Genomic DNA, 20,859 nt, shown 5'->3' with positions numbered 1-20,859 from the left:
GGTGCTGCCGCAGTTTTCAATAGCTCCAGAAAGTGATGCCGAATGACCGTTCAGCCACCGAAACCGAAACCGAACAGGAATCCATCATGCGTATCAGACTCGCCGCTCTACTCCTCGCGCTTTCGACGGGCGTGGCCGTGCCCGCGCTTGCGGCCGATCATGTGAACTTCCAATTCTCATGGCTGCCTGGCGGTGACCGTGCGGCCTATTATCTCGCGCAGTCCGAGGGGCTGTTCGAGGCGGAAGGGCTCGATGTCGATTTGGTCTCCGGTCGTGGGTCTAGCGATTCGATCACCAAGGTCGCCACAGGTGCGGCCGACATGGGTGAGGGCGGTCTCGATGCCCTGTTCACGGCCAAGGTCGGAACCGAAGTGCCCGTGGTGGCCGTCATGCCGGTCTATACCAAGGCGCCTGACTCGCTGGTAACCACCGCCGCATCAGGCATCACCGGCCTGAAGGACGTCGCCGGGCGCAAGGTCGCCACCTCTCCCTTCACCTCGTCCAACGGTCCGTGGCCATTTCTTCTGCAGGCGAACGGCGTCGATCCCGAATCGGTCGAACTGATCAAGGCCGACGCCAGCACCCTGCCGGCCATGCTGGCGGCCGGTCGGGTGGACGCCATCATCCAATATGTCACCAGTGCGCCGCAGACCGTCGATCTTCTCGAAAGCACCGGGGCGACGCCCGCGATCGTTCCCTGGGCCGAATATGGCCTGGACGGCTATTCCTCGACCGTGTTCGTCTCCGAGGCCTTTCTGGCGGAGCATCGCGACGTCGTCCTGCGCTTCGTTCGGGCGCTCGTGAAGGCGGAGAGGCTGATGCAGGACGATCCGGCCCTGGCCGCCGCCGCAGTGAAGGCGGCGATCCCCGAGATCGAACTGGACATGACGCGCAAGCAGGTGGATGCCACGGTGCCGTTGCTGTTCAACGCCAATACCGATGTCGCCGGCCTCGGCATCTTCGATCCCGACCGGGTTCGTACCACTTGGGAATGGGTCGCACGCCAGCAGGGCGTCGATCCGGCCTCCATGGACCCCATGGCCTCGGTCGATCTCGGAATCGGCAAGGGCGAATAATCCGGATCCGAGACCACGGGCGCCGCCTTCGCACGATCGCGGCGCCACCCGTCCCGCTCGTTGCCGCATCTGCCGTCACGACATGCTATCCTCGGGTTCGATGTCAGGAAACTGTCATCCAATCGCGGTTGAATGCGGTGGATCAGCGAGGGGGAACAGGGTTCATGACGACCATCGAAGGCGAAATCCCGAGTCCGCGGGCGGCAGCCGCCTTGCCCGTGGTCATGGTCGATCCCGATCGGGTCGCCGTCATCGCCGGCGGCATCGACCTGGGCGACCGGGCCCAGCTCGCCAGCTTCGGCGATGTGGCCCAGCGTTCCGTCACCGCCTATGCCGACAAGATCCTGGCCCAGACCCGCAACAAGGAGATGGGCGAGACCGGCAAGCTGCTGATCGACATCATCGAGAAGGCGAAGGGCCTCGATCCCGCCAGCCTGAAGAATGCCGGCTTCTTCGAACGGCTGTTCTCCTCCCTCCACGCGCGGGTGCGCCGCTTCGCCGCCCAGTTCGAGGATGTCGCCAGCCAGATCGACGGCATCGTCATCGAACTCGACCGCCACAAGGACCGTCTGAAGCGCGACATCGCCGTGCTCGACGACCTCCATGAAGAGACGCTCCGCTCGATCGGCGAATTGGACACTTTCATCGCCGCCGGCAAGAATTTCGCCGAGACCTATCGCACCGCCGAATTGACGCGCCTGAAGGCGTCGGCGGAAGCGGCGGCTCCCGGGGGCGATGCCATGCTGGCGGCCCAGGCCTATCAGGATGCGGTCCAGGCCCTCGACCGGCTGGAGAAGCGCGTCTACTACCTGCAGCAGGCGCGCCAGATCGGCATCCAGCAATTGCCGCAGATCCGCATCGTGCAGTCAGGCGACGAGACCCTGATCGAGAACCTCCAGGCGACGGCGCAGCTGACAGTGCCGGTCTGGAAGCAGAAGATGATCGTGCTGCTCGGCCTGACCCGCCAGCAGCAGGCCCTGGAACTCCAGAAGACCGTGACCGACGCCACCAACGAGATGCTGAAACAGGCGTCCGAAATGATGAAGGATCAGGCGATCGCGATCGAGGAACAGTCCCAGCGCGGCATCGTCGACATCGAGACCCTGGAGCAGACCAACCGCGACCTGATCGATACCATCGGTTCTGTGCTCCGCGTGCAGGAGGACGGGCGCCGCAAGCGGGCGGAGGCGGAACAGCGCATGGAAGCCATGACCGGCGACCTGCAGCGCAGCCTGATCGCCGACAGGGCGTGACGCCATGCGCCACCTTATCCTTCGCCTCTGCCTCGCGGGCGCCGCGGCGTTCGGCCTCGCGGCCTGCGACGACAAACCGGCGTTCGATTTCGAGATCGTCGCCGGGTCCGAGAACAAGATCCTGGAACCCATGGTCCAGGAATTCTGCGCCGACCAGGGTGTGAACTGTCACATCTCCTATCTCGGTTCGCTCGACATCGGGCTCTCGCTGCGCCAGGGCCAGGAGGCGACGGTGGACGCGGTCTGGCCCGCCTTCAGCATCTGGATCGATCTGTTCGACAGCGCCAGGCGGGTGACCCACGCCAAGTCGATCTCGCAGAATCCGGTCGTGCTCGGCATCCGCAAGTCGAAGGCGGAGGCGCTGGGCTGGACCGGGAAGCCGGTCTCGACCGCCGACATCCTGGCCGCCGTCGACGCGCGCGATCTGCGTTTCCTCATGACCTCGGCGACCCAGTCGAATTCGGGCGCCTCGGCCTATCTCGCCATGCTGGCGGCGGCGCGCGGCAAGCCGGTGCTGGAAGCGGAGGACCTGGACGATCCCGCCACCCTCGATCAGGTGACGCGCCTCCTGCGCGGCGTCGAACGCTCGTCGGGGTCAAGCGGCTGGCTGGGCGAACTCTATGTCGAATCGGCGAAGAACGGCATCGTCTACGACGCCATGTGGAATTACGAAGCCGTCCTCAAGGAAGTGAACGACACCCTACGCGGAAGGGGCGAGGAACCCCTGTGGGCGGTCTATCCGACCGATGGTGTCGCCATCGCCGATTCACCCCTCGGCTTCCTCGAACGCGGCCGGGGGCGGGAGGTCGAGGCCTTCTTCATCGCCCTTCAGGATTATCTGCTCTCGGCCGAGACCCAGGCCCGGATCGCGGTGACGGGGCGGCGCATCGCGCTCGGCCGGGCCGATCAGGCGCCGGCGGAGCCCGACTGGAATTTCGATCCCTCGCGCCTCGTGACGGCGGCGCAGATGCCCGAGGCACCGGTGATCTACAAGGCCCTGACCCTCTATCAGGAGGCGCTGCGCCGCCCGTCCCTGACCGCGCTGTGTCTCGATTTCTCGGGCAGCATGGAAGGCGAGGGGGAAAGCGCGTTGCGTCACGCCGTCAGTTTCCTGTTCTCGCCCGAGCGGGCCTCGGAAGTGCTGGTGCAATGGTCGTCCAAGGACCGCATCTTCGTCATGCCCTTCAGCGGCCAGGTGACCGACATCTGGATCGGTACCGGCGGTACCGACGATCAGGCAAAGCTGTTGGACGAGGTCATGCGTCAGCCGGTCGGCGGTGGCACGGATATGTATGCCTGCGCCCAGATGGCCTTCACCCAGATGGCGCCCCTGATCGCCGCCGACGATTACCTGCCCGCCATCGTGATCATGACCGATGGCCAGAGTTCGGGCGACCCGGTGCAATTCCTGGCCAGCCGCAGTGACGCCGAGAAGCGCATTCCGATCTTCGGCATCACCTTCGGCAATGCGGATCGCCAACAGCTCGAAGTGCTGGCGGGGGCGACCGGCGCGCGCGTGTTCGACGGCACGAAGGACCTGACCGGTGCCTTCCGTTCCGCCCGCGGTTACAACTGACGGCGGCGCATGTCGAGGGACGGCAGTCACTGGCTCATCGCGGGCGCCGTCGGCGCCGCCGTGGTGCCCGCGCTCGTGTTCGGTATCGACCTGCCGCTGCTGGTCGCGGCCGGTCTCGCCGTGCTGGTCTTCTTCGGTCTCCTGTTCCTGCTGGCGCCGCGCCGACTGTTCGAAGGGATCGACATTTCGCGCTTCGGGCGCGGGCGGGTCGATCTGGCGCGCAAGGTGCTGGGCGAAGCCCTGCCCCATATCGAGGGGCTGGAGGCGGCGGCCATCGGCCTGCGCAAGGACGCGGTGAAGACCCGGGTGCGGCATCTGGCGGCAACGGCCCGCGCCATCGTCAAGGGGGTGGAGCAGGACGCCAACCGCCTCGGCACGGTCAGCCGCTTCCTGGTCTATTATCTGCCCTCGGCGGGCAAGGTGGTGGAACGCTATGCGCTGCTCGAACGCATGGATCGGCCCGATCCCGCCCTGGTCGCCCAGAGCGAAGGCACCATCGCCAAGCTGGAAGACGCCTTCAGTCACTACAAGGATTCGCTGCTCGACACCGACCTCGCCGATCTCGACGTCGAATTGCGCCTGATCGATGCCGCCATCCAGGACGATATCCGCCTGCCGGACGATAGGGGACAACGGCCATGAGTATCACCCGCCGTGGCCTCGGCCTCGGCCTTCTGGGCGCCAGCGTCGCCGCGACCGGCGGCTTTCTCTATCTCCGCGACACGCCCCTGCTGCGCGATCCGGTGGCGCTGTCCGGTTTCGTCGGCGGCGAAAAGAAAGCCTTCCTCGCCAATCCGCGCACCATCGATGCGCTGGCCTCGGCCGGTTTCGCGCTGAATGCCCGCCAGGCCGGCTCGGTCGAGATGGTGCGGGCGCCGGATCTCCTGTCGCAGCACCCGGAATTCCTGTGGCCGTCGTCCTCGGTCATGGTCGAGATCGCGCGCGAGAACAAGGTCGCCGTGCGTCGTTCCCAGGTCGTGCTGAATTCGCCGATCGTGGTCTATTCCTGGTCGAACATCGCCGATGGTCTCGCCAAGGCCGGCCTCGTGACCCTGGATGCCGCCGGCCACCGGACCTTCGAATTGCCGAAATTCCTGCGCGCCGTGCTCTCCGACAGGACCTGGGCGGAACTGGGGGTGCCGGAACTCTTCGGCAAGGCGCGCATCGTCTCGACCGATCCCAACCGCTCCAACTCGGGCTTCATGTTCGCCGGCCTCGTCGCCAATCTGCTGGCCGGCGACGTGGCCACGACGGCGACCCTGCCGGCGGTCGAGGCGGAGGTGGAGAGCCTGTTCCGCCGCATGGGCTACAAGTCCCATTCGTCGGGCAGCCTGTTCGACGATTATCTGGCGGGCGGGCCCGGCGCCTTTCCCATGGCGGTCGGCTATGAAAACCAGCTCATCGAATGGATCCTGGCGGATCCCGAGCGCTGGCGCCGCGTCGCGGGCGGCAGCGCGACGCCGGTCGCGCTCTACCCCGTGCCGACGGTCTATTCCGCCCATCCCCTGATCAGCCTGACCGCCGCCGCCGACGGCCTGATCGAAGCCCTGACCAGCGAGACCTTGCAGGAAATCGCCTGGGCCGACCACGGCTTCCGTGGCCCCCTCGGCACGTCGGGCATCGGCGGCCATCCCGATATCGCCGCCCTGGTCCCCGAACGGCTGGACGCCATCGCCCCCATGCCGGAAGCCGCGGTCATGCTCTCCCTGCTGGACCGGCTGGCGGCATAGGGATCACGCCACCACGCGCCGCCGGTACGACAGCGCCTCCGCGACATGGAGGCGGGCGACGCCGGCGCTGCCGGCGAGATCGGCGATGGTACGGGCGACGCGCAGCACGCGGTGATAGCCGCGCGCCGAAAGCCGCAGGCGCTCCGCCGCGTCGAGCAGCAGGCGGCGGCCGGCCTCGTCCGGCGTCGCATGGGTATCCAGCACTTCGCCCTCCATCTCGGCATTGGTGACGAGGCCGGTCCCGGCAAGGCGCGATCCCTGCGCTGCGCGGGCGGCGGCGACCCTGCTTGCGACCTCGGCGCTGCCCTCGGCCGGCGGCGGCAGGGCGAGATCGGCGACGGAGACGGCCGGGACCTCGACGAAGAGATCGAAACGGTCGAGCAAGGGACCGGACAGGCGGTTCTGATAGTCGGCGGCGCAGCGCGGCGCCTTCGAGCACGCGCGCTCCGCATCCTCGAGATAGCCGCAGCGGCACGGGTTCATGGCGGCGACCAGTTGAAAGCGCGCCGGATAGGCGACATGGGCATTGGCCCGGGCGACCACCACGCGGCCGGTCTCGACCGGCTGGCGCAGGGCCTCCAGCGCCGCGCGCTGGAATTCCGGCAATTCGTCGAGGAACAGGACGCCGCGATGGGCCAGGCTGACCTCGCCCGGCCTCGCCCGATGGCCGCCGCCGACCAGTGCCGCCTGGCTGGCGGAATGATGGGGACTGCGGAACGGCCGCGCCCGCGTGACCGTGCCTCCCGCCAATTGCCCGGCGACCGATTGGATGAGGGAAAGCTCCAGGGCCTCCGCCGGCTCGAGGGGCGGCAGAATGCCGGGCAGGCGCGCCGCCAGCATCGACTTGCCGGAACCCGGGCTGCCGCTCATCAGCAGGTGGTGGCCGCCGGCGGCGGCGATCTCCAGGGCCCGCTTGGCCGTCTCCTGGCCCTTGACGTCACGCAGGTCGAGGCCTGCCGGAACCTCCGCCGGCGGGCGCGGCCGGGGCGTGTCCAGGATCTGGCTGCCCTTGAAATGATTGGCCAGCGCGATGAGGGAGGCGGGGGCCAGGATGGGATCGCCGCCGGCCCAGGCCGCCTCGGGGCCGGAGGCTTCGGGACATATCAGGCCCCGGTCCTCCGCCGCCGCCGCGATCGCGGCGTTCAGCACCCCGGCGACCGGGTTCAGCCGCCCGTCCAGCGACAATTCGCCGAGCGCGACGAAACCCGCCAATTCCTCCGCCGGGATCAGGCCCATGGCGGCCATCAGGCCGAGGGCGATGGGCAGGTCGAAATGGCTGCCTTCCTTCGGCAGGTCGGCGGGGGCGAGATTGACGGTGATCCGCTTCGGCGGCAGGCCCAGACCGATGGCGCCGAGGGCGGCGCGCACCCGTTCCTTGCTTTCCGCCACCGCCTTGTCCGGCAGGCCGACGATGGAAAAGGCGGGCAGGCCGCTGGCGAAGGCGATTTCGACATCGACGGGGACCACGTCGATGCCCTCGAAGGCGACGGTGCGAAGACGGACGACCATGGATCCCGATCGGTTGAATATCCGGTAAATCATAGACCACAGGCTGTGACGCTCGCCACCTCGGACATGAAAAACCCGGGCCGGCGGACCGGCCCGGGCGAAGCGTCCCGTTCCCGACGATCAGAATTCGACGTCGAGTTCCTCGAGTTCCTCCGGCTCCGCCAGCGCGGCGGCGGTCCATTCGATCATTTCCGGCAGGTTCAGGATGCGGTTCGAGAAGGCCTGGCACTTGCGGTCCAGCTTCACGTCATAGGTCTTGAAGCGGGTGCAGACGGGGGCGAACATCGCATCCGCCATGGTCGGCTTCGACCCGAACAGGAACGGCCCGCCGTAGGTGTCGAGACAGCCGCGCCAGATCTGGATCATGTGGTCGATGTCGGCCTGGGCGCCGGCCCAGACCTTGAAGCCCGAAAAATGGCTCTTCAGGTTCATGGGCAGGGCGGAGCGCAGGTTGGCGAAGCCCGAATGCATCTCGCCCGAGACGGCGCGGCAATGGGTTCGCGCGGCCAGATCCTCCGGCAGGAGGCCGGCGTCGGGGATCACCTCGTTCAGATATTCGGCGATGGCCAGCGTATCCCACACCGTGATGTCGCCATGGGTGAGGGCGGGCACCTTGAACGACGGCGACAGCAGCAGAAGTTCGGCCCGCGTGCCCGGATCGTCGATCGACAGGGCCTTCTCCTCGAAATCCAGGCCGGCGAATTTGCACAGCAGCCAGCCGCGCAACGACCAGGACGAATAATTCTTGCTGCTTATCGTTAGTGTGGCCTTCGCCATGGACGTCCTGCCTCTGTTTCGGGTACCAGCCCGATCTGGTACCTGACCTGACTTGGTTCCTGCCCTGACCTTTTTATGGTTCGCGGAGGCAACCGGCGGCCACGCCGCCGGCCCGTAGCGCCCGAGCGAGAGACGTGGGGTTAAATTCGACCAATCCCACCTTGTGGCGACAGTTCCCTGTTGCGCTTCGTGATCGGTCCTGACGATATTGTGGCAGTGCAGCGAAAAATGCACGGGAGAATTCGACGCGAATGCCCCCTTTCATTCCGAAAGCCCGGATGGTGCCCCGGTATGGCGCCGCCGCCGCCTTCGCCCCGAGGGGGAGTTTCTGGAACTGATGCCAAGCGAGCCGGTGACGCATGATCTATGAGATCTATCAAGCGCAGTCCGATATGCTGGATCCGCTGCGCGCGGCGGCGCGCGGGACCGCGACGGTGCTGCGCAACCCGATGCTGTCGGGACTGTCCGCCTTCTATCCCTACCGCGCGTTCACGGCGGCCTTCGACGTCTTCGGCCACACCCGCCTGACCCACGACCGTCCGCCCTTCGGCATCAAATACGTCAAGGTCGGCAACCGCGAAGTGCCGGTGACCGAGGTCAAGGAATTCTCCACCGCCTTCGGCACCCTGCTGCATTTCAAGAAGGACACGCCCGTCGCCCAGCCGCCGGTGCTGATCGTGGCGCCGCTGTCCGGGCATTTCGCCACCCTGCTGCGCGGCACGGTCGAGACCATGCTGCAGGACCACGACGTCTATATCACCGACTGGCACAATGCCCGCGACATTCCCCTCTCGGCCGGCAAGTTCGGCTTCGACGAATATGTCGAGCACGTCGCCCTCTTCCTCGAGAAGATCGGCACGCCGGGTCATCTGGTCGCCGTCTGCCAGCCCTGCGTCCATGCCCTGGTCGCCGTCATCGTCATGGCGATGAACGGCAATCCCATGCAGCCGCGCAGCATGACCCTGATGGCCGGCCCGATCGACTGCCGGGTGAATCCCACCGTGGTCAACAAGCTCGCCACCGACAATCCGATCGAATGGTTCGAGAAGAATCTGATCGCCACCGTGCCGCGCCGCCTCAAGGGCGCCGGGCGCAAGGTCTACCCGGGCTTCACCCAGCTTTCCGCCTTCATGTCGATGAATGCCGACCGCCACGTGAAGTCGCACCGTGAACTCTTCGCCAATCTGGCCAAGGGCGAATGGGACAAGGCGGAACAGACCCGCACCTTCTACGACGAATATTTCGCCGTCCTCGATCTCACCGCCGAATTCTATCTGGAAACGGTGAACCGCGTGTTCCAGGAATACGAACTGCCGCGCGGCATCATGAAGTGGAAGGGCCAGAAGGTGGACCCGACGGCGGTGCGCAAGACCGCGCTCTTCACCGTCGAAGGGGAGCGCGACGACATCTGTTCCGTCGGTCAGACGGTTGCCGCCCAGGACCTCTGTTCCAGGATCCGGCCCTATCAGAAGACCCACCACCTCCAGCCCGGCGTCGGCCATTACGGCGTCTTCAACGGCCGGAAGTGGGAAGGCCAGATCTACCCCCGCGTGAAGAACATGATCCTCGCCAACGACTGAGGCTCCGGTTCAACTCGTCGTCCCGGCGAAGGCCGGGACCTTCCGCCGGAAGGGGCGCCTTCTCGTCACGAGATTCCGGCCTTCGCCGGAATGACGGGATAGGGGAATGACGGGCCCCACCGCCTGTAACAATCCAGCGCTATTCCTGTACCGCATCCTCAACGATCCGGTTTCCCGATCATGGCCACCCTGCCGAGCCTGCCCGCCCTCGCCGCCCTCTTCGCCCGCATCGGCGTCATCTCCTTCGGCGGCGTCGCAGGCCAGCTCGCCCTGATGCATGACGAGGTGGTGACGCGACGGCGCTGGCTGGACGAGGCGACCTATCTCCGCGCGCTCAATTTCTGCATGCTGCTGCCCGGCCCGGAGGCGCAGCAACTGGCGACCTTCATCGGCTGGCGCCTGCACGGCTGGCGCGGCGCCCTCGTCACCGGCACGCTCTTCATCCTGCCCGGCGCCCTGATCGTCGGCGCCCTCTCATGGGTCGCGGCGGCCCATGGCGAGGCGCCCCTGGTCGCCGCCCTCTTCGACGGCGTGAAGCCCGTCGTCGTCGGCATCGTCGCCGCCGCCCTCTGGCGCCTCGGCCGGAAGACCCTGACCGGCTGGGCCCCGGCGGCCCTGGCGCTGGCTGCCCTGCTCGCCCTCCAGGTCCTCCACGCGCCCTTTCCCCTGGTGGTGATCGGCGCCGGGCTCATCGGCTTCCTGGCCGGGCGCTTCGGGTCGAGCGTACCCGCCCCCGCCGAACCGGCGACTGGATCGAAGGGCACCGTTGCCCGCCACAGTGCCCGGGTGCTAGGCCTCGCGGCTCTTTTCGTCGCTCTCTGGGCGGTGCCGGTCTTCGCCGTGATCGCGCTCGCGGGCGGCATCTTCCCGGACCTGGCGCGCCTCTTCACCACCTCGGCCTTCGTCACCTTCGGTGGCGCCTATGCCGTGCTGCCCTATATCGCCGATCAGGCGGTCGCGGTGCAGGGCTGGCTCACGCCGGGGGAAATGGTCGACGGCCTCGCGCTGGCCGAGACCACGCCGGGCCCGACCATCCTGGTCCTCGAATTCGTCGGCTTCCTCGCCGCCTGGAAACAGCCGGGCGCCCTCGAACCCGCCCTGGCGGGCGTGCTCGGCGCCCTATTGGTGACCTATGTCACCTTCCTCCCCAGCTTCCTCTTCATCCTCGCCGGCAGCCCCCTGATCGAACATCTCGCCAAAGCCCCCGCCGCCACCGCCGCCCTGAAGGCCATCACCGCCGCCGTCGTCGGCGTCATGGCCAACCTCGCGCTCTTCTTCGGGGAAGCGGTGCTGGTGCCGGGCGGCGCGGTGGACTGGCGGGCGGTGGCGGTGGCCGGGGTGACGGTCGCGGCGATGCTGCGGTTCAATGTCGGGGTGCAGTGGCTGGTGCTGGCGGGGGCGGGGCTGGGGCTGATTGGGGGTTAACCGCCCACCCGCTTCTCGATCGCGTCCCAGATCAGCCCCGCGACATTGGTGCCGTCGAAGGCTTCGATCTGCTGGATGCCGGTCGGGCTGGTGACGTTGATTTCGGTCAGATAGTCGCCGATGACGTCGATGCCGACGAAGATCTGGCCTTTTTCAGCGAGGACGGGGCCGATGGTGTCGCAGATCTCGATCTCGCGCGGGGTCAGGGCGCTGCGCACCGCCTTGCCGCCGACGTGGAGGTTGGAGCGGGCTTCGCCTTCTGCCGGCACGCGGTTGATGGCGCCGACCGCGACGCCGTCGACCAGGATGATGCGCTTGTCGCCCTGGCGCACTTCCGGCAGGTAGCGCTGCACGATCACCGGCTCGCGGTAGAGCTGGGTGAAGGTCTCGAGGAGGCTGCCCAGATTCTCGTCCCCCGGCTTCAGGTGGAAGACGCCGGCGCCGCCGTTGCCGAACAGCGGCTTCACGATGATGTCCCGATGCTCCTCCCGGAACGCCTCGACTTCTTCCTTCCGCGAGGTGATCAGGGTCGGCGGCATCAGCTGCGGGAAATGGGTGACGAAGAGTTTCTCGGGCGCGTTCCGCACCTCGACCGGGTCGTTCACCACCAGGGTCTTCGGGTGGATGTGTTCGAGGATATGGGTGGCGGTGATATAGGCCATGTCGAAGGGCGGGTCCTGGCGCATCAGGACGACGTCCAGGGTGGAGAGGTCGACCTCCGCGCCCGGGCCCGCCGTGAAGTGATTGCCCGCCTCGCGCCGGAGTTCGAGGCCGCGCGCGAAGGCGACCGCGCGGCCGTTCTTCAGGGAGAGGTCGCGGGGCAGGTAATAGCTGAGGCGATGGCCGCGCGCCTGGGCTTCGAGCCCGAGGCGGAAGGTCGAATCGACGGTGATGTCGAAGGACTCCACGGGGTCCATCTGGATGGCGACGGCAAGGGCCATGGGTCTGTCTCGTCCGGCGGTGTTGAGGGGGATCAGTTGAGGCGCAGGCGCAGTTCCTCGAGGAGGCGCTGGGCCTCGATCATCTCGAAACCGTCCAGCGAATGCTCGATGCATTGTTCGAGCGCGCCGCTGGCGGCGCCGAGCCGGCCGAGCTTGTGCTCCGCCTTGGCATAGTCGAGCCAGAGCGCGCCGTCCTCGGGCGCGAGGCGCAGCATGGTGCGCGCCAGATGGGCCACGCGTTCCGTGTTGCCGTCGGCCTGGGCCCTGGTCTTCAGGTTGTTCTGGAGGCGCAGCAGGATGGCGCGGTTGCCGACCGTGTCGGTCAGCTGCGGCGTCAGCTCCTGTTCGGGGCCCATCAACTGCTTGACCAGGCGGCGCATCTCCATGGCCTCGACCTGGCGGCCGCCGTTGAAGGGATCGATGATCACCCGTTCCCCCGCCACTTCGAGGCGCATCAGGAAATGGCCCGGAAAGGCGAGGCCGGACAGGGCGAAGCCGGCGCCGCGCGCGGCATGGGCGAAGAGGACGCCGAGGGCGACGGGCAGGCCCTTCCGCCGGTCGATGACCCGGATCAGATTGGCGTTCTGCGGATCGTCATAGGTGAGGCGGTCGCCGTCATAGCCGAAACGATCGGTGAAGACGCGCTGCAGCGCCGCCGCCGCCTCGAAGGCGGTATGGGCGCGGCAATCCTTCACGGCGGCGACCAGTTCCGCCAGATGGTCGCGGTAAGGCGAAAGCGAGACCCCGGGCCGGTCCATGGCCGCGAGAAGGAGCGCCGTCTCCGCCAGATCGATCGCGCGGTCCTCCTGCCGTCCGGCGGCGTCGAGCGCATCCTCGATCTCGCGGGGCAGGGGCGGCACGGGGTCCAGACGCGGCATGGGGTTACTCGCTCGGGCTTGTTTCACTGACGGGCGTGCTTCATTCGGGATCGAATCTCACTCGGGATCGACCTGGATCGCGCTCACCACCTTCTGCACGCCGGAGATGGAGCGGGCGATCTCGACCGCCTTGTCCCGCTGCTCTGCGCTGCGCACGACGCCCGAAAGATAGACGATGCCATTCACGGTTTCGACCCCGATCGAAAATCCGTTCAGCGAGAAGTCGGTCACCAGGTTCGATTTCACCTTGGCGGTGATCCAGCTGTCGCTGGCATAGCCGCCGACACCGCCGTCGTCCGCGATCTCGATGCGGTTGTCGATCTCCTTCACGTCCTCGCAGGTTCGCGTCAGGCTTTCGGCTTCCGCCCGGTCGGCTTCGGAGGCGACGGTGCCGATCAGCAGCACGCGCCCGCGCACCACTTCGACCGAGACGTTGGAGAAGAGGCTGGTGGAGCGCTTCAGGAGCTTGTCGTTGATGCAGATGCGGGTCGCGGAATCATCCGCCACCTGGGTCGGGCTGCGGTTCTGCGCGGCGACATAGCCGGCGGTGCCGACGGCGCCGACCGCCGCCGCGACACAGCCGCCCATGGCCGGCGCGGCAAGCGCGAGGACGAGGAGGGCGGCGGTTCCATTCGTTTTCATGTTCACTTCCACGAAGAATTCACTCGATTCGCCATGCATCCACGATATGGGCGGGCAGGCGCCAGGGCGAGACGAGGACGGCGTCGAAGCGCATGTCCAGGCCCGCCAGCGCCGGCCGCGTCGCCATGAACTGGCCCGCCGCCCGCATGATGCGCCGGCGCTGGCGGGCTTGCAGCGATTCGCCGGCACCCGCCAGGGCCGGGCGATATTTGACTTCGATGAAGGCGACGGTGTGGCGGCGACGGGCGATCAGATCGATCTCGCCCGCCTTGCAGCGCCAGTCCCGCGCCAGAATGCGCCAGCCCCGCGCCATCAGCCACAGCGCCGCTAGGGTTTCCGCGCGGCGCCCGCGCCGGGCCGCCTGGCGGCGCTTTTCACGGCTCACGGCTCGGCCTTGAGCGCCATCGCCCTGGCATAGACCTGGCGCTTCGGCAGGCCCAGGGCGGCGGCCACCCGCGCGGCGGCGGCGGACGGCCCGGCATGGGCGAGTTCGGCGCGGAGCGCCGCATCGAGATCGCCGGCGCTGGGCCCGGCATCGGCGGCGGGCGGGCCGATCACCACCACCACCTCGCCCTTGGGCGGGCCCGCCTCGGCATAATGGCGGGCCAGCGCGTCCAGGGGGGCGCGGCGCACCTCCTCGAACAATTTGGTCATCTCGCGGCAGACGGCGGCCGGGCGGGGGCCCAGCACGGCGGCGGCATCCGCCAGCATCTCGGCCAGGCGCTGCGCCGATTCGAGAAAGACCAGGCTGGCGCGGGTGGCGCTCAATTCGTCCAGCGCGTCCCGCCGGGCCGTCGTCTTCGCGGGCAGGAAACCGGCGAAGAGGAAGCGGTCGGTCGGCAGCGCGGCCAGGGTCAATCCGGCGAGGACGGAGGAGGCGCCGGGCAGGGTGGTGACCGGAATGCCCGCCGCCACCGCCTCGGCGACCAGCTTGTATCCGGGATCGGAGACCAGCGGCGTGCCGGCGTCGGACACCAGGGCGATCACGGCGCCGGCGGCCAGCCGCGCCAGGATCTCGGGCCGGACGCGGGCGGCGTTGTGGTCGTGATAGGGCATGAGCGGCCGGTGCAGGCCGTGGATGCGCATAAGTTTCGATGTGACGCGGGTATCCTCGCACAGGATCAGGTCGGCGGCGGCCAGCGTGTCGAGCGCGCGCAGCGTGATGTCCCGCGCATTGCCGATCGGCGTCGCCACCAGATGCAGGCCGGGGGCCGGTTTACTTGGGCGGCCGCCGCCGCTACCTTGGCCCTCCCATTCCTCGCGTTCGGGAGAGTCCGCCGGTGCAGGCCCAGATGTCGACAGTTCTCGCCCCGCCGTCCCGAGATGCCCGTTTTCGGAAAAGCCGTCTCCGGAATCGTCTTGCGGGTCACTCTCTTCGTTCATCGCTGATTGCTCTCGTGGGCTTGGTCATGGCCGCCTGCGGCACGATCTATACCGACACTAGCGCCAAACCGCCGCCACCGGCAGTGGTTCCCGCCCCGGCCCCGGTCGAGCCGCAGCTGGCCAGGATCGGCCTCGTCCTGCCTTCCAGCGGCCGGGCCGGCGAAATCGGCAAGGCGCTCCAGGAAGCGGCCGAACTGGCGCTGTTCGATCTTTCGGCGCGCGACGTCGAGATCCTGCCGGCCGATGCCGGCGCTTCCGCCTCGACCGCGGCGGGCGCGATCCAGAACGTGCTCTCCAACGGCGCGGGCATCGTCATCGGGCCCTTCGGCGCCACCGCCGTCAAGGTCGCGGGGACCGAGGCGCGTCGCGCCGGCACCCCCATGCTCGGCTTCACCACCGACCGCACGGCGGCCGGGCGCGGCGTCTATCTCCTCGGCTTCCTGCCCGAGGAACAGGTGAACGCCATCGTCGCCCATGCCACCGACCAGGGCATGACCCGTTTCGCCGCCCTGATTCCCCAAGGGGCCTATGGCGACGTCGTCGGGGCGGCCTTCGACGTCGCGGTCAGCGCCCATGGCGGCCTCGTCGTCGCGGCGGAACGCTATCGCTCCAACATGCTGCAGCCGAGCGACAATCTGCGCGCCCTGGTCACGCCGGGCCCCGACGGGCGCATGCCGGTCGATGCCATCTTCGTGCCCGAGGGCGGCGCCGCGCTCCGTCAGGTGACGGCGACCCTGGCCGCCATCGGCTTCGATCCCCGCCAGATCCGTCTGCTCGGTACCGACCAATGGTCCGGCTCCGACCTCGGCAGCGACCCCCTGACCCTCGGCGGCTGGTACGCCGGCCCGCCGCCCGGCCGCTTCGAGCGTTTCGCCAGCCATTTCGCCGCCACCTATGGCCGCCGCCCGCCGCGCATCGCGGCCCAGGCCTATGACGCCACGGTGCTGGCGGTCATGCTGGCGCGCCGCCCCGGCGGCTTCGCCACGGCCGAACAGGCGCTGATGTCGCCCGACGGTTTCGCCGGGGTCGACGGCCTGTTCCGCTTCCGCGCCGACGGTACGCCCCAGCACGGCCTCGCCATCCTCGAAGTGACGGCGGTGGGCCCGCGCACCGTGCGCCCCGCCCCCGAAAGCTTCGCCGGTTCCGGGTTCTGAGGCGGCGATCAGCAAATCTTGACCGCCGGAGCCTGCTTCCCCACATGAAGGCGTGACCTTCGGGGATCGGCCCCGAAGACCGTTTCCGACGGGAGATCGACTTGGGTTACGCGCGCACCGCCCTGCTGCTGGCGGCCATGACCGGCCTCTTTCTGGCCGCGGGCTGGCTCGTCGGCGGCCAGAACGGCCTGATCATCGCCTTCCTCTTCGCGCTGGCGATGAACGGCTTCGCCTATTGGAATTCGGACAAGATGGTCCTGTCCATGTATGGCGCGCGCCAGGTGGATGCGGCGACGGCGCCGCGCCTTCATGCCATCGTCGCGCGTCTGGCGGACAATGCCGGCCTGCCCATGCCCCGCGTCTATATCATCGAGAATGCCCAGCCGAACGCCTTCGCCACCGGCCGCAATCCCGACAATGCCGCCGTCGCCGCGACCACCGGCCTCCTGAACCTTCTCTCGGAGGAAGAGGTGGCGGGTGTCATGGCCCATGAACTGGCCCATGTCCGGAACCGCGACACCCTGGTGATGACCATCACCGCGACCATCGCCGGCGCCATCGGCATGCTGGCCAATTTCGCCATGTTCTCCGCCATGTTCGGGGGCAGGGACAGCCGCGACAATCCGCTCGGCGGGATCGGCGCGCTGCTCGTCGCCCTGCTGGCGCCGCTGGCTGCCGCCATGGTGCAATTCGCCATCTCGCGCTCGCGCGAATACGAGGCCGACCGCATCGGCGCCGAGATCTGCGGCCGCCCGCTTTGGCTCGCCTCGGCGCTGGCGCGCCTGTCGAAGGGCGCCGACGCGATCGAGAACCGCGCGGCCGAGGCCAATCCCGCGACCGCCCATCTGTTCATCGTCAATCCCCTGCACGGGCGCGCCATGGACGGTCTCTTCACCACCCATCCCCGGATGGAGAACCGGATCGAGCGCCTGCGCCGCATGGCGACCGAAATGGGCCAGATCGGGCCCTGGGGCTGAATCCTTGAGCGTTTCCAACACCGCCGCCGGCGGCCATGCCGGCGTCGCCGCCCGCTTCGCCGCCCTCGGCCTGATCGAGGCCGTGATCGGCCGGGGCGTGCCGCTGGACGACGCGGTCGAAGAGTCGGGCGCGCTGGCCCGGCTGGAGCCGCGCGACCGTGCCTTCGCGCATGCCCTGGCGGCGGCCACCGTCCGCTCCTGGGGCTTTCTGCTCGCCGCCGTCGATCGTTGTCTCGATCGGCCGGACGGGCGCCTGCCGGACCGGCTGCGCGCCATCCTGGTGCTGGGCGCCGCCCAACTCCTGATCCTGAAGACGCCGCCCCATGCCGCCGTCGGTGCCACCGTCGAACTGGTGGACGGTTCGATCGGGCGCCTGCGCGGTCTCGCCAATGCGGTGCTGCGGCGCCTGGACCGGGAGGGCGCGGCGCTGACCGCGCGCCTGGACCGGCCGCATCTCTCGACCCCGGACTGGCTCCATGACGGCTGGGTGCGGGCTTACGGCGCCGAAACCGCCGCCGCCATCGCCGCCGCCCATCAGGTGGAGCCGCCCCTCGATCTCTCGCTCCGTCCCGGTCTCGACCGCGACGAATGGGCCGCGCGCCTCGGCGCCGTGGTGCTGCCGACCGGCACGCTGCGCCTCGCCGAAGCCGGGCGCGTCGCGGACCTGCCGGGTTACGCGGAAGGTGCCTGGTGGGTGCAGGACGCGGCGGCGGCCCTGCCGGCGCGCCTCCTCGGCGCGGTCGCGGGCAGGCGCGTCGCCGACCTCTGCGCGGCACCCGGCGGCAAGACCCTGCAACTGGCGGCGGCCGGGGCGGAGGTGACCGCCGTCGATCAGGCGCGCGGACGGATGGAACGCCTGACGGCCAATCTGGCGCGTCTCGGGCTCGAGGCCGAAACGGTGGTCGCCGACGTCGCCGCCTTCAGGCCGGACGAGACCTTTCCCCTGATCCTCCTCGATGCGCCGTGCAGCGCGACCGGCACCCTGCGGCGCAATCCGGACATCGCCCTGCACCGGACCGCCGACGACGTCCGCGCGCTCGGCAAGATCCAGGCGAAGCTGCTGCGCGCCGCCGTCAAGCTGCTGGCGCCCGGCGGCACGCTGGTCTTCTGCACCTGTTCGATCGAACCGCGCGAGGGGCCGCAACTGATCGAAGGGCTGCTGGCGGCCGGCGCCCCCCTCCGCCGCGACCCGATTTCGCCCGCCGAGGTGCCGGGTCTGGAGTCCGCGCTGACGCCCCTGGGCGAGTTGCGCACCCTGCCCAGCCTGTGGCCGGAATGCGGCGGCCTGGACGGCTTTTTCGCGGCCCGCCTGATCCGCTCGTGAAGCGGTTGGCAACCTGCTTCATTGCTGTTAGGAGCAAGCCATGCAGCAAGCGATCCGCATAGCGCCCTCGATTCTCTCGGCCGATTTCGCCCGCCTCGGCGAGGAAGTCCGCGCCATGGACGAGGCCGGCGCCGATTACATCCACGTCGACGTGATGGACGGCCATTTCGTGCCCAACATCACCATCGGGCCGTCGGTGGTGGCGGCCCTGCGGCCCCATACGAAGAAGCCGTTCGACGTGCATCTGATGATCTCGCCGGTCGATCCCTTCATCGAGGGGTTCGCCAAGGCGGGCGCCGACATCATCTCCCTGCATCCGGAAGCCGGGCCGCATCTGCACCGCACGCTCCAGACCATCAAGGGCCATGGCGTCAAGGCGGGCGTCGTGCTCAATCCGGCGACGCCGATCGCCGCGGTCGAGACCGTGATCGACATGGTCGACCTGATCCTGGTCATGTCGGTGAATCCCGGCTTCGGCGGGCAGAGCTTCATCGAGAGCCAGCTCGACAAGATCCGCGACCTGCGCCGCCTGATCGACGGCACCGGCCGCGCCATCGATCTCGAAGTAGACGGCGGCATCAACCTCGAAACCGCACCCCGGGCCATCGCCGCCGGGGCCGACGTGCTCGTCGCGGGCACCGCCAGTTTCACCGGCGGGCCCGCCGCCTACGCCGCCAACATCCAGCATCTGCGCGGCGGCGCCTGAGGCGGCCGGAATGACCGGGACGGGCGGGACCGGGACGGCGAGGGGGGACGTGGCGGCGCCCGACCCCCGGCTCGACGCCTCGGGGCCGACCACCCTCGCCACCCTGCCGGGCCTGCCGCCGGCCTGGACCAAGCGCAGCCTGGCGCGCGCGCGCCTCGCCGCCATCGGCCGCGAACTGCGGGCGACCGCGGCGGCGTCGCGGCTCTCGGTCGCGACGCTCGGGCGGGCGCCGTCGGTCTATGCCCTGAACGTCCAGGCCGATCCCTTTCCGGGCTCCATCGACGAGGCGAATGCCCTGTTCCAGGGCCGCTATCACTTCGCGGGCGAGACCCTGCTGTCGATCAACCAGACGCCCTGGACCCTGATCGGCGCCAGCCCCGAATGGCGCGAGGCCCTGCACGATTTCCACTGGCTGCGCCATTTCGAGACGGCGGGCGGGGACGCGGCGCAGCGCCAGGCCCGCGCCCTGCTGGACGGCTGGCTGCGCCGCTATGGCCGTTTCGATGCGCGCTGGTGGCGGCCCGATCTCGCCGGGCGGCGGCTCATGGCCTGGACCGGCCATCTGGGCCTGCTGCTCGACGACGCCGATCCCGCCCTGCGCGAGGGCCTGCTCGAAGCCCTGATGCGTCAGAAGCGCTATATCGCCAGGGCGTTCAACAGCCTGCCGCCGGGCCTGCCCCGGGTGCAGGCGGCGGTCGGGCTGGCTCACGGCTGTCTCGCCCTCGGCCAATGGGGCCGGCCGCTGGCGCGCGCGCTGCGCCGGCTCGATGGCGCGCTGGCCGGCCTGATCCTGCCCGACGGCGGCTATCCCAGCCGCGACCCCGCCGACCATCTGGCGCTTCTCGAAGTGCTGGTGCGCATGCGGGGCGTACTGGCGGCGGCGGGGCAGGTGCCGGGCGATCTGCTGACCCAGGCGATCGATCGTCTGGCCCCGGCGGTGCGCTTCTTCCGCCTGGGCGACGGGCGGCTCGCCGCCTTTCACGGCGGCCAGCCGGGGGCGGCCTTCCACATCGACCGGGTGCTGGCGCTGGCGGCGCCCAAGGGCAAGGCGCCGGCGCGCATGCCCCACGCCGGCTACGAGCGGCTGGAGACGCGGCGTCTGATGCTGGTGCTCGACGTCGGCGCGCCGCCGCCGCCGGGCTATTGCGCGCATGCCCATGTCGCGCCGCTGGCTTTCGAGATGTCGTCGGGGCGCGACCGGCTGATCGTCTCCTGCGGGGCGGCGCTCGGCCTCGGCGACGATTGGCGCCGCGTGGCACGGGCGACGGCGGCCCATTCGACCATGACGCTCGACGACCAGAACGCCTGGATCTCGGCCGAGGACCGGGACCTCGGCTTCCGGCCGGTGCTGCCCGCCATGGCGACCACCGCCAACCGCAAGGAGGCGGACGGCCAGGTCTGGATCGAGGCCAGCCATTCCGGCTATGGCACCCGCCTCGGCCTCATCCACCGCCGCAGCCTGTGGCTCGACGCCGAGGGCATCGAACTGCGCGGCGAGGACCGGGTGGAACCGCGCGGCCGCGCGCCGGGCCGCAGCCTGCCCTTCACGCTCCGCTTCCATCTGGCGCCCGACGTCCGCGCCAATCTGACCGGTGACGGCAGTTCCGTGCTGCTGCGCACCCATGGTGGCGACGGCTGGCGCTTCCGCGCCCTCGGCGGGCAGGTGGGGATCGAGGAATCCATCTCCGTGACCGATTTCGGCCCGGCGCGCCGGGCCGAACAGATCGTCGTCTCCGGTTCCCTCGATGCGGGCCGGGTGGTCCTGCGCTGGGCGCTCCGCCGCCTCGACGGCAAGCATTGAGATTCCGCCTGCGTGGACGCGCACGACCTTTGCGGGCAATCTGGGAGCTATGCGCAGGACGATGTTGACGCGGTGCAATATCTGCCCAATATGGGATAAATTCTTCTCTCATTGCGTGTGTGGACTA

General features: G+C 69.0%; 19 protein-coding genes. 12 read left to right on the top strand and 7 right to left on the bottom strand.

The window, feature by feature from the left end; all coding sequences use genetic code 11:
- The first annotated feature begins 86 nt into the window (after positions 1-86).
- The 5 genes from L2U69_RS06665 (at position 87) to L2U69_RS06645 (ending at position 5,635) form a co-directional block, all read left to right on the top strand.
- Positions 87-1,076: an ABC transporter substrate-binding protein gene (locus L2U69_RS06665; protein ID WP_236106011.1), complete on the top strand. Its 990-nt coding sequence runs from the start codon at positions 87-89 to the stop codon at positions 1,074-1,076.
- A 164-nt stretch (positions 1,077-1,240) separates the two neighbouring features.
- Positions 1,241-2,329, top strand: coding sequence for a toxic anion resistance protein (locus tag L2U69_RS06660; protein ID WP_236106010.1), 1,089 nt, complete (start codon positions 1,241-1,243; stop codon positions 2,327-2,329).
- Between the two features lie 4 nt (positions 2,330-2,333).
- Positions 2,334-3,905: a substrate-binding domain-containing protein gene (locus L2U69_RS06655; protein WP_236106009.1), complete on the top strand. Its 1,572-nt coding sequence runs from the start codon at positions 2,334-2,336 to the stop codon at positions 3,903-3,905.
- A gap of 9 nt (positions 3,906-3,914) precedes the next feature.
- Positions 3,915-4,547 (top strand): 5-bromo-4-chloroindolyl phosphate hydrolysis family protein, encoded by a 633-nt coding sequence (locus L2U69_RS06650; protein ID WP_236106008.1) that lies wholly within the window; start codon positions 3,915-3,917, stop codon positions 4,545-4,547.
- A complete protein-coding gene (locus L2U69_RS06645; RefSeq protein WP_236106007.1) occupies positions 4,544-5,635 on the top strand; it encodes a hypothetical protein in 1,092 nt (363 codons plus the stop codon). The genes L2U69_RS06650 and L2U69_RS06645 overlap by 4 nt, the downstream gene beginning before the upstream one ends.
- 3 nt (positions 5,636-5,638) lie before the next feature.
- On the opposite strand, the gene L2U69_RS06640 is transcribed toward L2U69_RS06645, so the two are convergent.
- Positions 5,639-7,144, bottom strand: a complete 1,506-nt coding sequence (locus L2U69_RS06640; protein ID WP_236106006.1) for a YifB family Mg chelatase-like AAA ATPase — start codon at positions 7,142-7,144, stop codon at positions 5,639-5,641.
- 120 nt (positions 7,145-7,264) lie between these two features.
- Positions 7,265-7,921, bottom strand: a complete 657-nt coding sequence (locus L2U69_RS06635; protein ID WP_236106005.1) for a glutathione S-transferase family protein — start codon at positions 7,919-7,921, stop codon at positions 7,265-7,267.
- Positions 7,922-8,280: 359 nt separating this feature from the next.
- On the opposite strand from L2U69_RS06635, the gene L2U69_RS06630 reads away from it, so the two are divergent.
- Both L2U69_RS06630 and chrA read left to right on the top strand, forming a co-directional pair.
- Entirely contained in the window at positions 8,281-9,501 is a 1,221-nt protein-coding gene (locus tag L2U69_RS06630; RefSeq protein ID WP_236106004.1) for a polyhydroxyalkanoate depolymerase, read from the top strand.
- Between the two features lie 180 nt (positions 9,502-9,681).
- Complete coding sequence (chrA, locus tag L2U69_RS06625) at positions 9,682-10,926, top strand: chromate efflux transporter (protein ID WP_236106003.1); 1,245 nt, start codon at positions 9,682-9,684, stop codon at positions 10,924-10,926.
- Here chrA and gshB read toward each other — a convergent pair.
- From gshB to rsmI, 5 genes are read right to left on the bottom strand one after another with little or no spacing between them, the layout of a single operon-like run.
- Positions 10,923-11,867 carry a glutathione synthase gene (gshB, locus tag L2U69_RS06620; protein ID WP_236106002.1) on the bottom strand — a complete coding sequence of 315 codons (945 nt, stop codon included), beginning with the start codon at positions 11,865-11,867 and terminating at the stop codon, positions 10,923-10,925. The genes chrA and gshB overlap by 4 nt on opposite strands.
- 32 nt (positions 11,868-11,899) lie before the next feature.
- On the bottom strand, positions 11,900-12,745 hold the full coding sequence (locus L2U69_RS06615) for a SirB1 family protein (RefSeq protein WP_236106001.1): 846 nt from the start codon (positions 12,743-12,745) through the stop codon (positions 11,900-11,902).
- Between the two features lie 57 nt (positions 12,746-12,802).
- The gene (locus tag L2U69_RS06610; protein WP_236106000.1) at positions 12,803-13,387 is read right to left on the bottom strand and encodes a BON domain-containing protein; all 585 of its coding nucleotides are present in this window, start codon (positions 13,385-13,387) and stop codon (positions 12,803-12,805) included.
- 19 nt (positions 13,388-13,406) lie between these two features.
- Entirely contained in the window at positions 13,407-13,772 is a 366-nt protein-coding gene (locus L2U69_RS06605; RefSeq protein ID WP_236105999.1) for a YraN family protein, read from the bottom strand.
- Complete coding sequence (gene rsmI, locus L2U69_RS06600; RefSeq protein WP_329605372.1) at positions 13,769-14,581, bottom strand: 16S rRNA (cytidine(1402)-2'-O)-methyltransferase; 813 nt, start codon at positions 14,579-14,581, stop codon at positions 13,769-13,771. The genes L2U69_RS06605 and rsmI overlap by 4 nt, the downstream gene beginning before the upstream one ends.
- 203 nt (positions 14,582-14,784) lie before the next feature.
- Between rsmI and L2U69_RS06595 the strand changes: the two genes are divergently transcribed.
- The 5 genes from L2U69_RS06595 (at position 14,785) to L2U69_RS19240 (ending at position 20,732) form a co-directional block, all read left to right on the top strand.
- The gene (locus tag L2U69_RS06595) at positions 14,785-15,924 is read left to right on the top strand and encodes a penicillin-binding protein activator (RefSeq protein ID WP_236105998.1); all 1,140 of its coding nucleotides are present in this window, start codon (positions 14,785-14,787) and stop codon (positions 15,922-15,924) included.
- A gap of 101 nt (positions 15,925-16,025) precedes the next feature.
- On the top strand, positions 16,026-16,901 hold the full coding sequence (gene htpX / locus L2U69_RS06590) for a zinc metalloprotease HtpX (protein WP_236105997.1): 876 nt from the start codon (positions 16,026-16,028) through the stop codon (positions 16,899-16,901).
- 4 nt (positions 16,902-16,905) lie between these two features.
- On the top strand, positions 16,906-18,225 hold the full coding sequence (locus L2U69_RS06585; RefSeq protein ID WP_236105996.1) for an RsmB/NOP family class I SAM-dependent RNA methyltransferase: 1,320 nt from the start codon (positions 16,906-16,908) through the stop codon (positions 18,223-18,225).
- Between the two features lie 40 nt (positions 18,226-18,265).
- Entirely contained in the window at positions 18,266-18,931 is a 666-nt protein-coding gene (gene rpe / locus L2U69_RS06580; protein WP_236105995.1) for a ribulose-phosphate 3-epimerase, read from the top strand.
- Between the two features lie 49 nt (positions 18,932-18,980).
- Entirely contained in the window at positions 18,981-20,732 is a 1,752-nt protein-coding gene (locus tag L2U69_RS19240; protein WP_236105994.1) for a heparinase II/III family protein, read from the top strand.
- Positions 20,733-20,859 lie beyond the last annotated feature (127 nt).

The organism is Zavarzinia marina (genome assembly GCF_021568905.1).
Classification (GTDB): Bacteria; Pseudomonadota; Alphaproteobacteria; order Zavarziniales; family Zavarziniaceae; genus Zavarzinia; species Zavarzinia marina.
The sequence above is the reverse complement of the archived record's forward strand: the minus strand, read 5'-3'. Positions and strand labels throughout refer to the sequence as shown.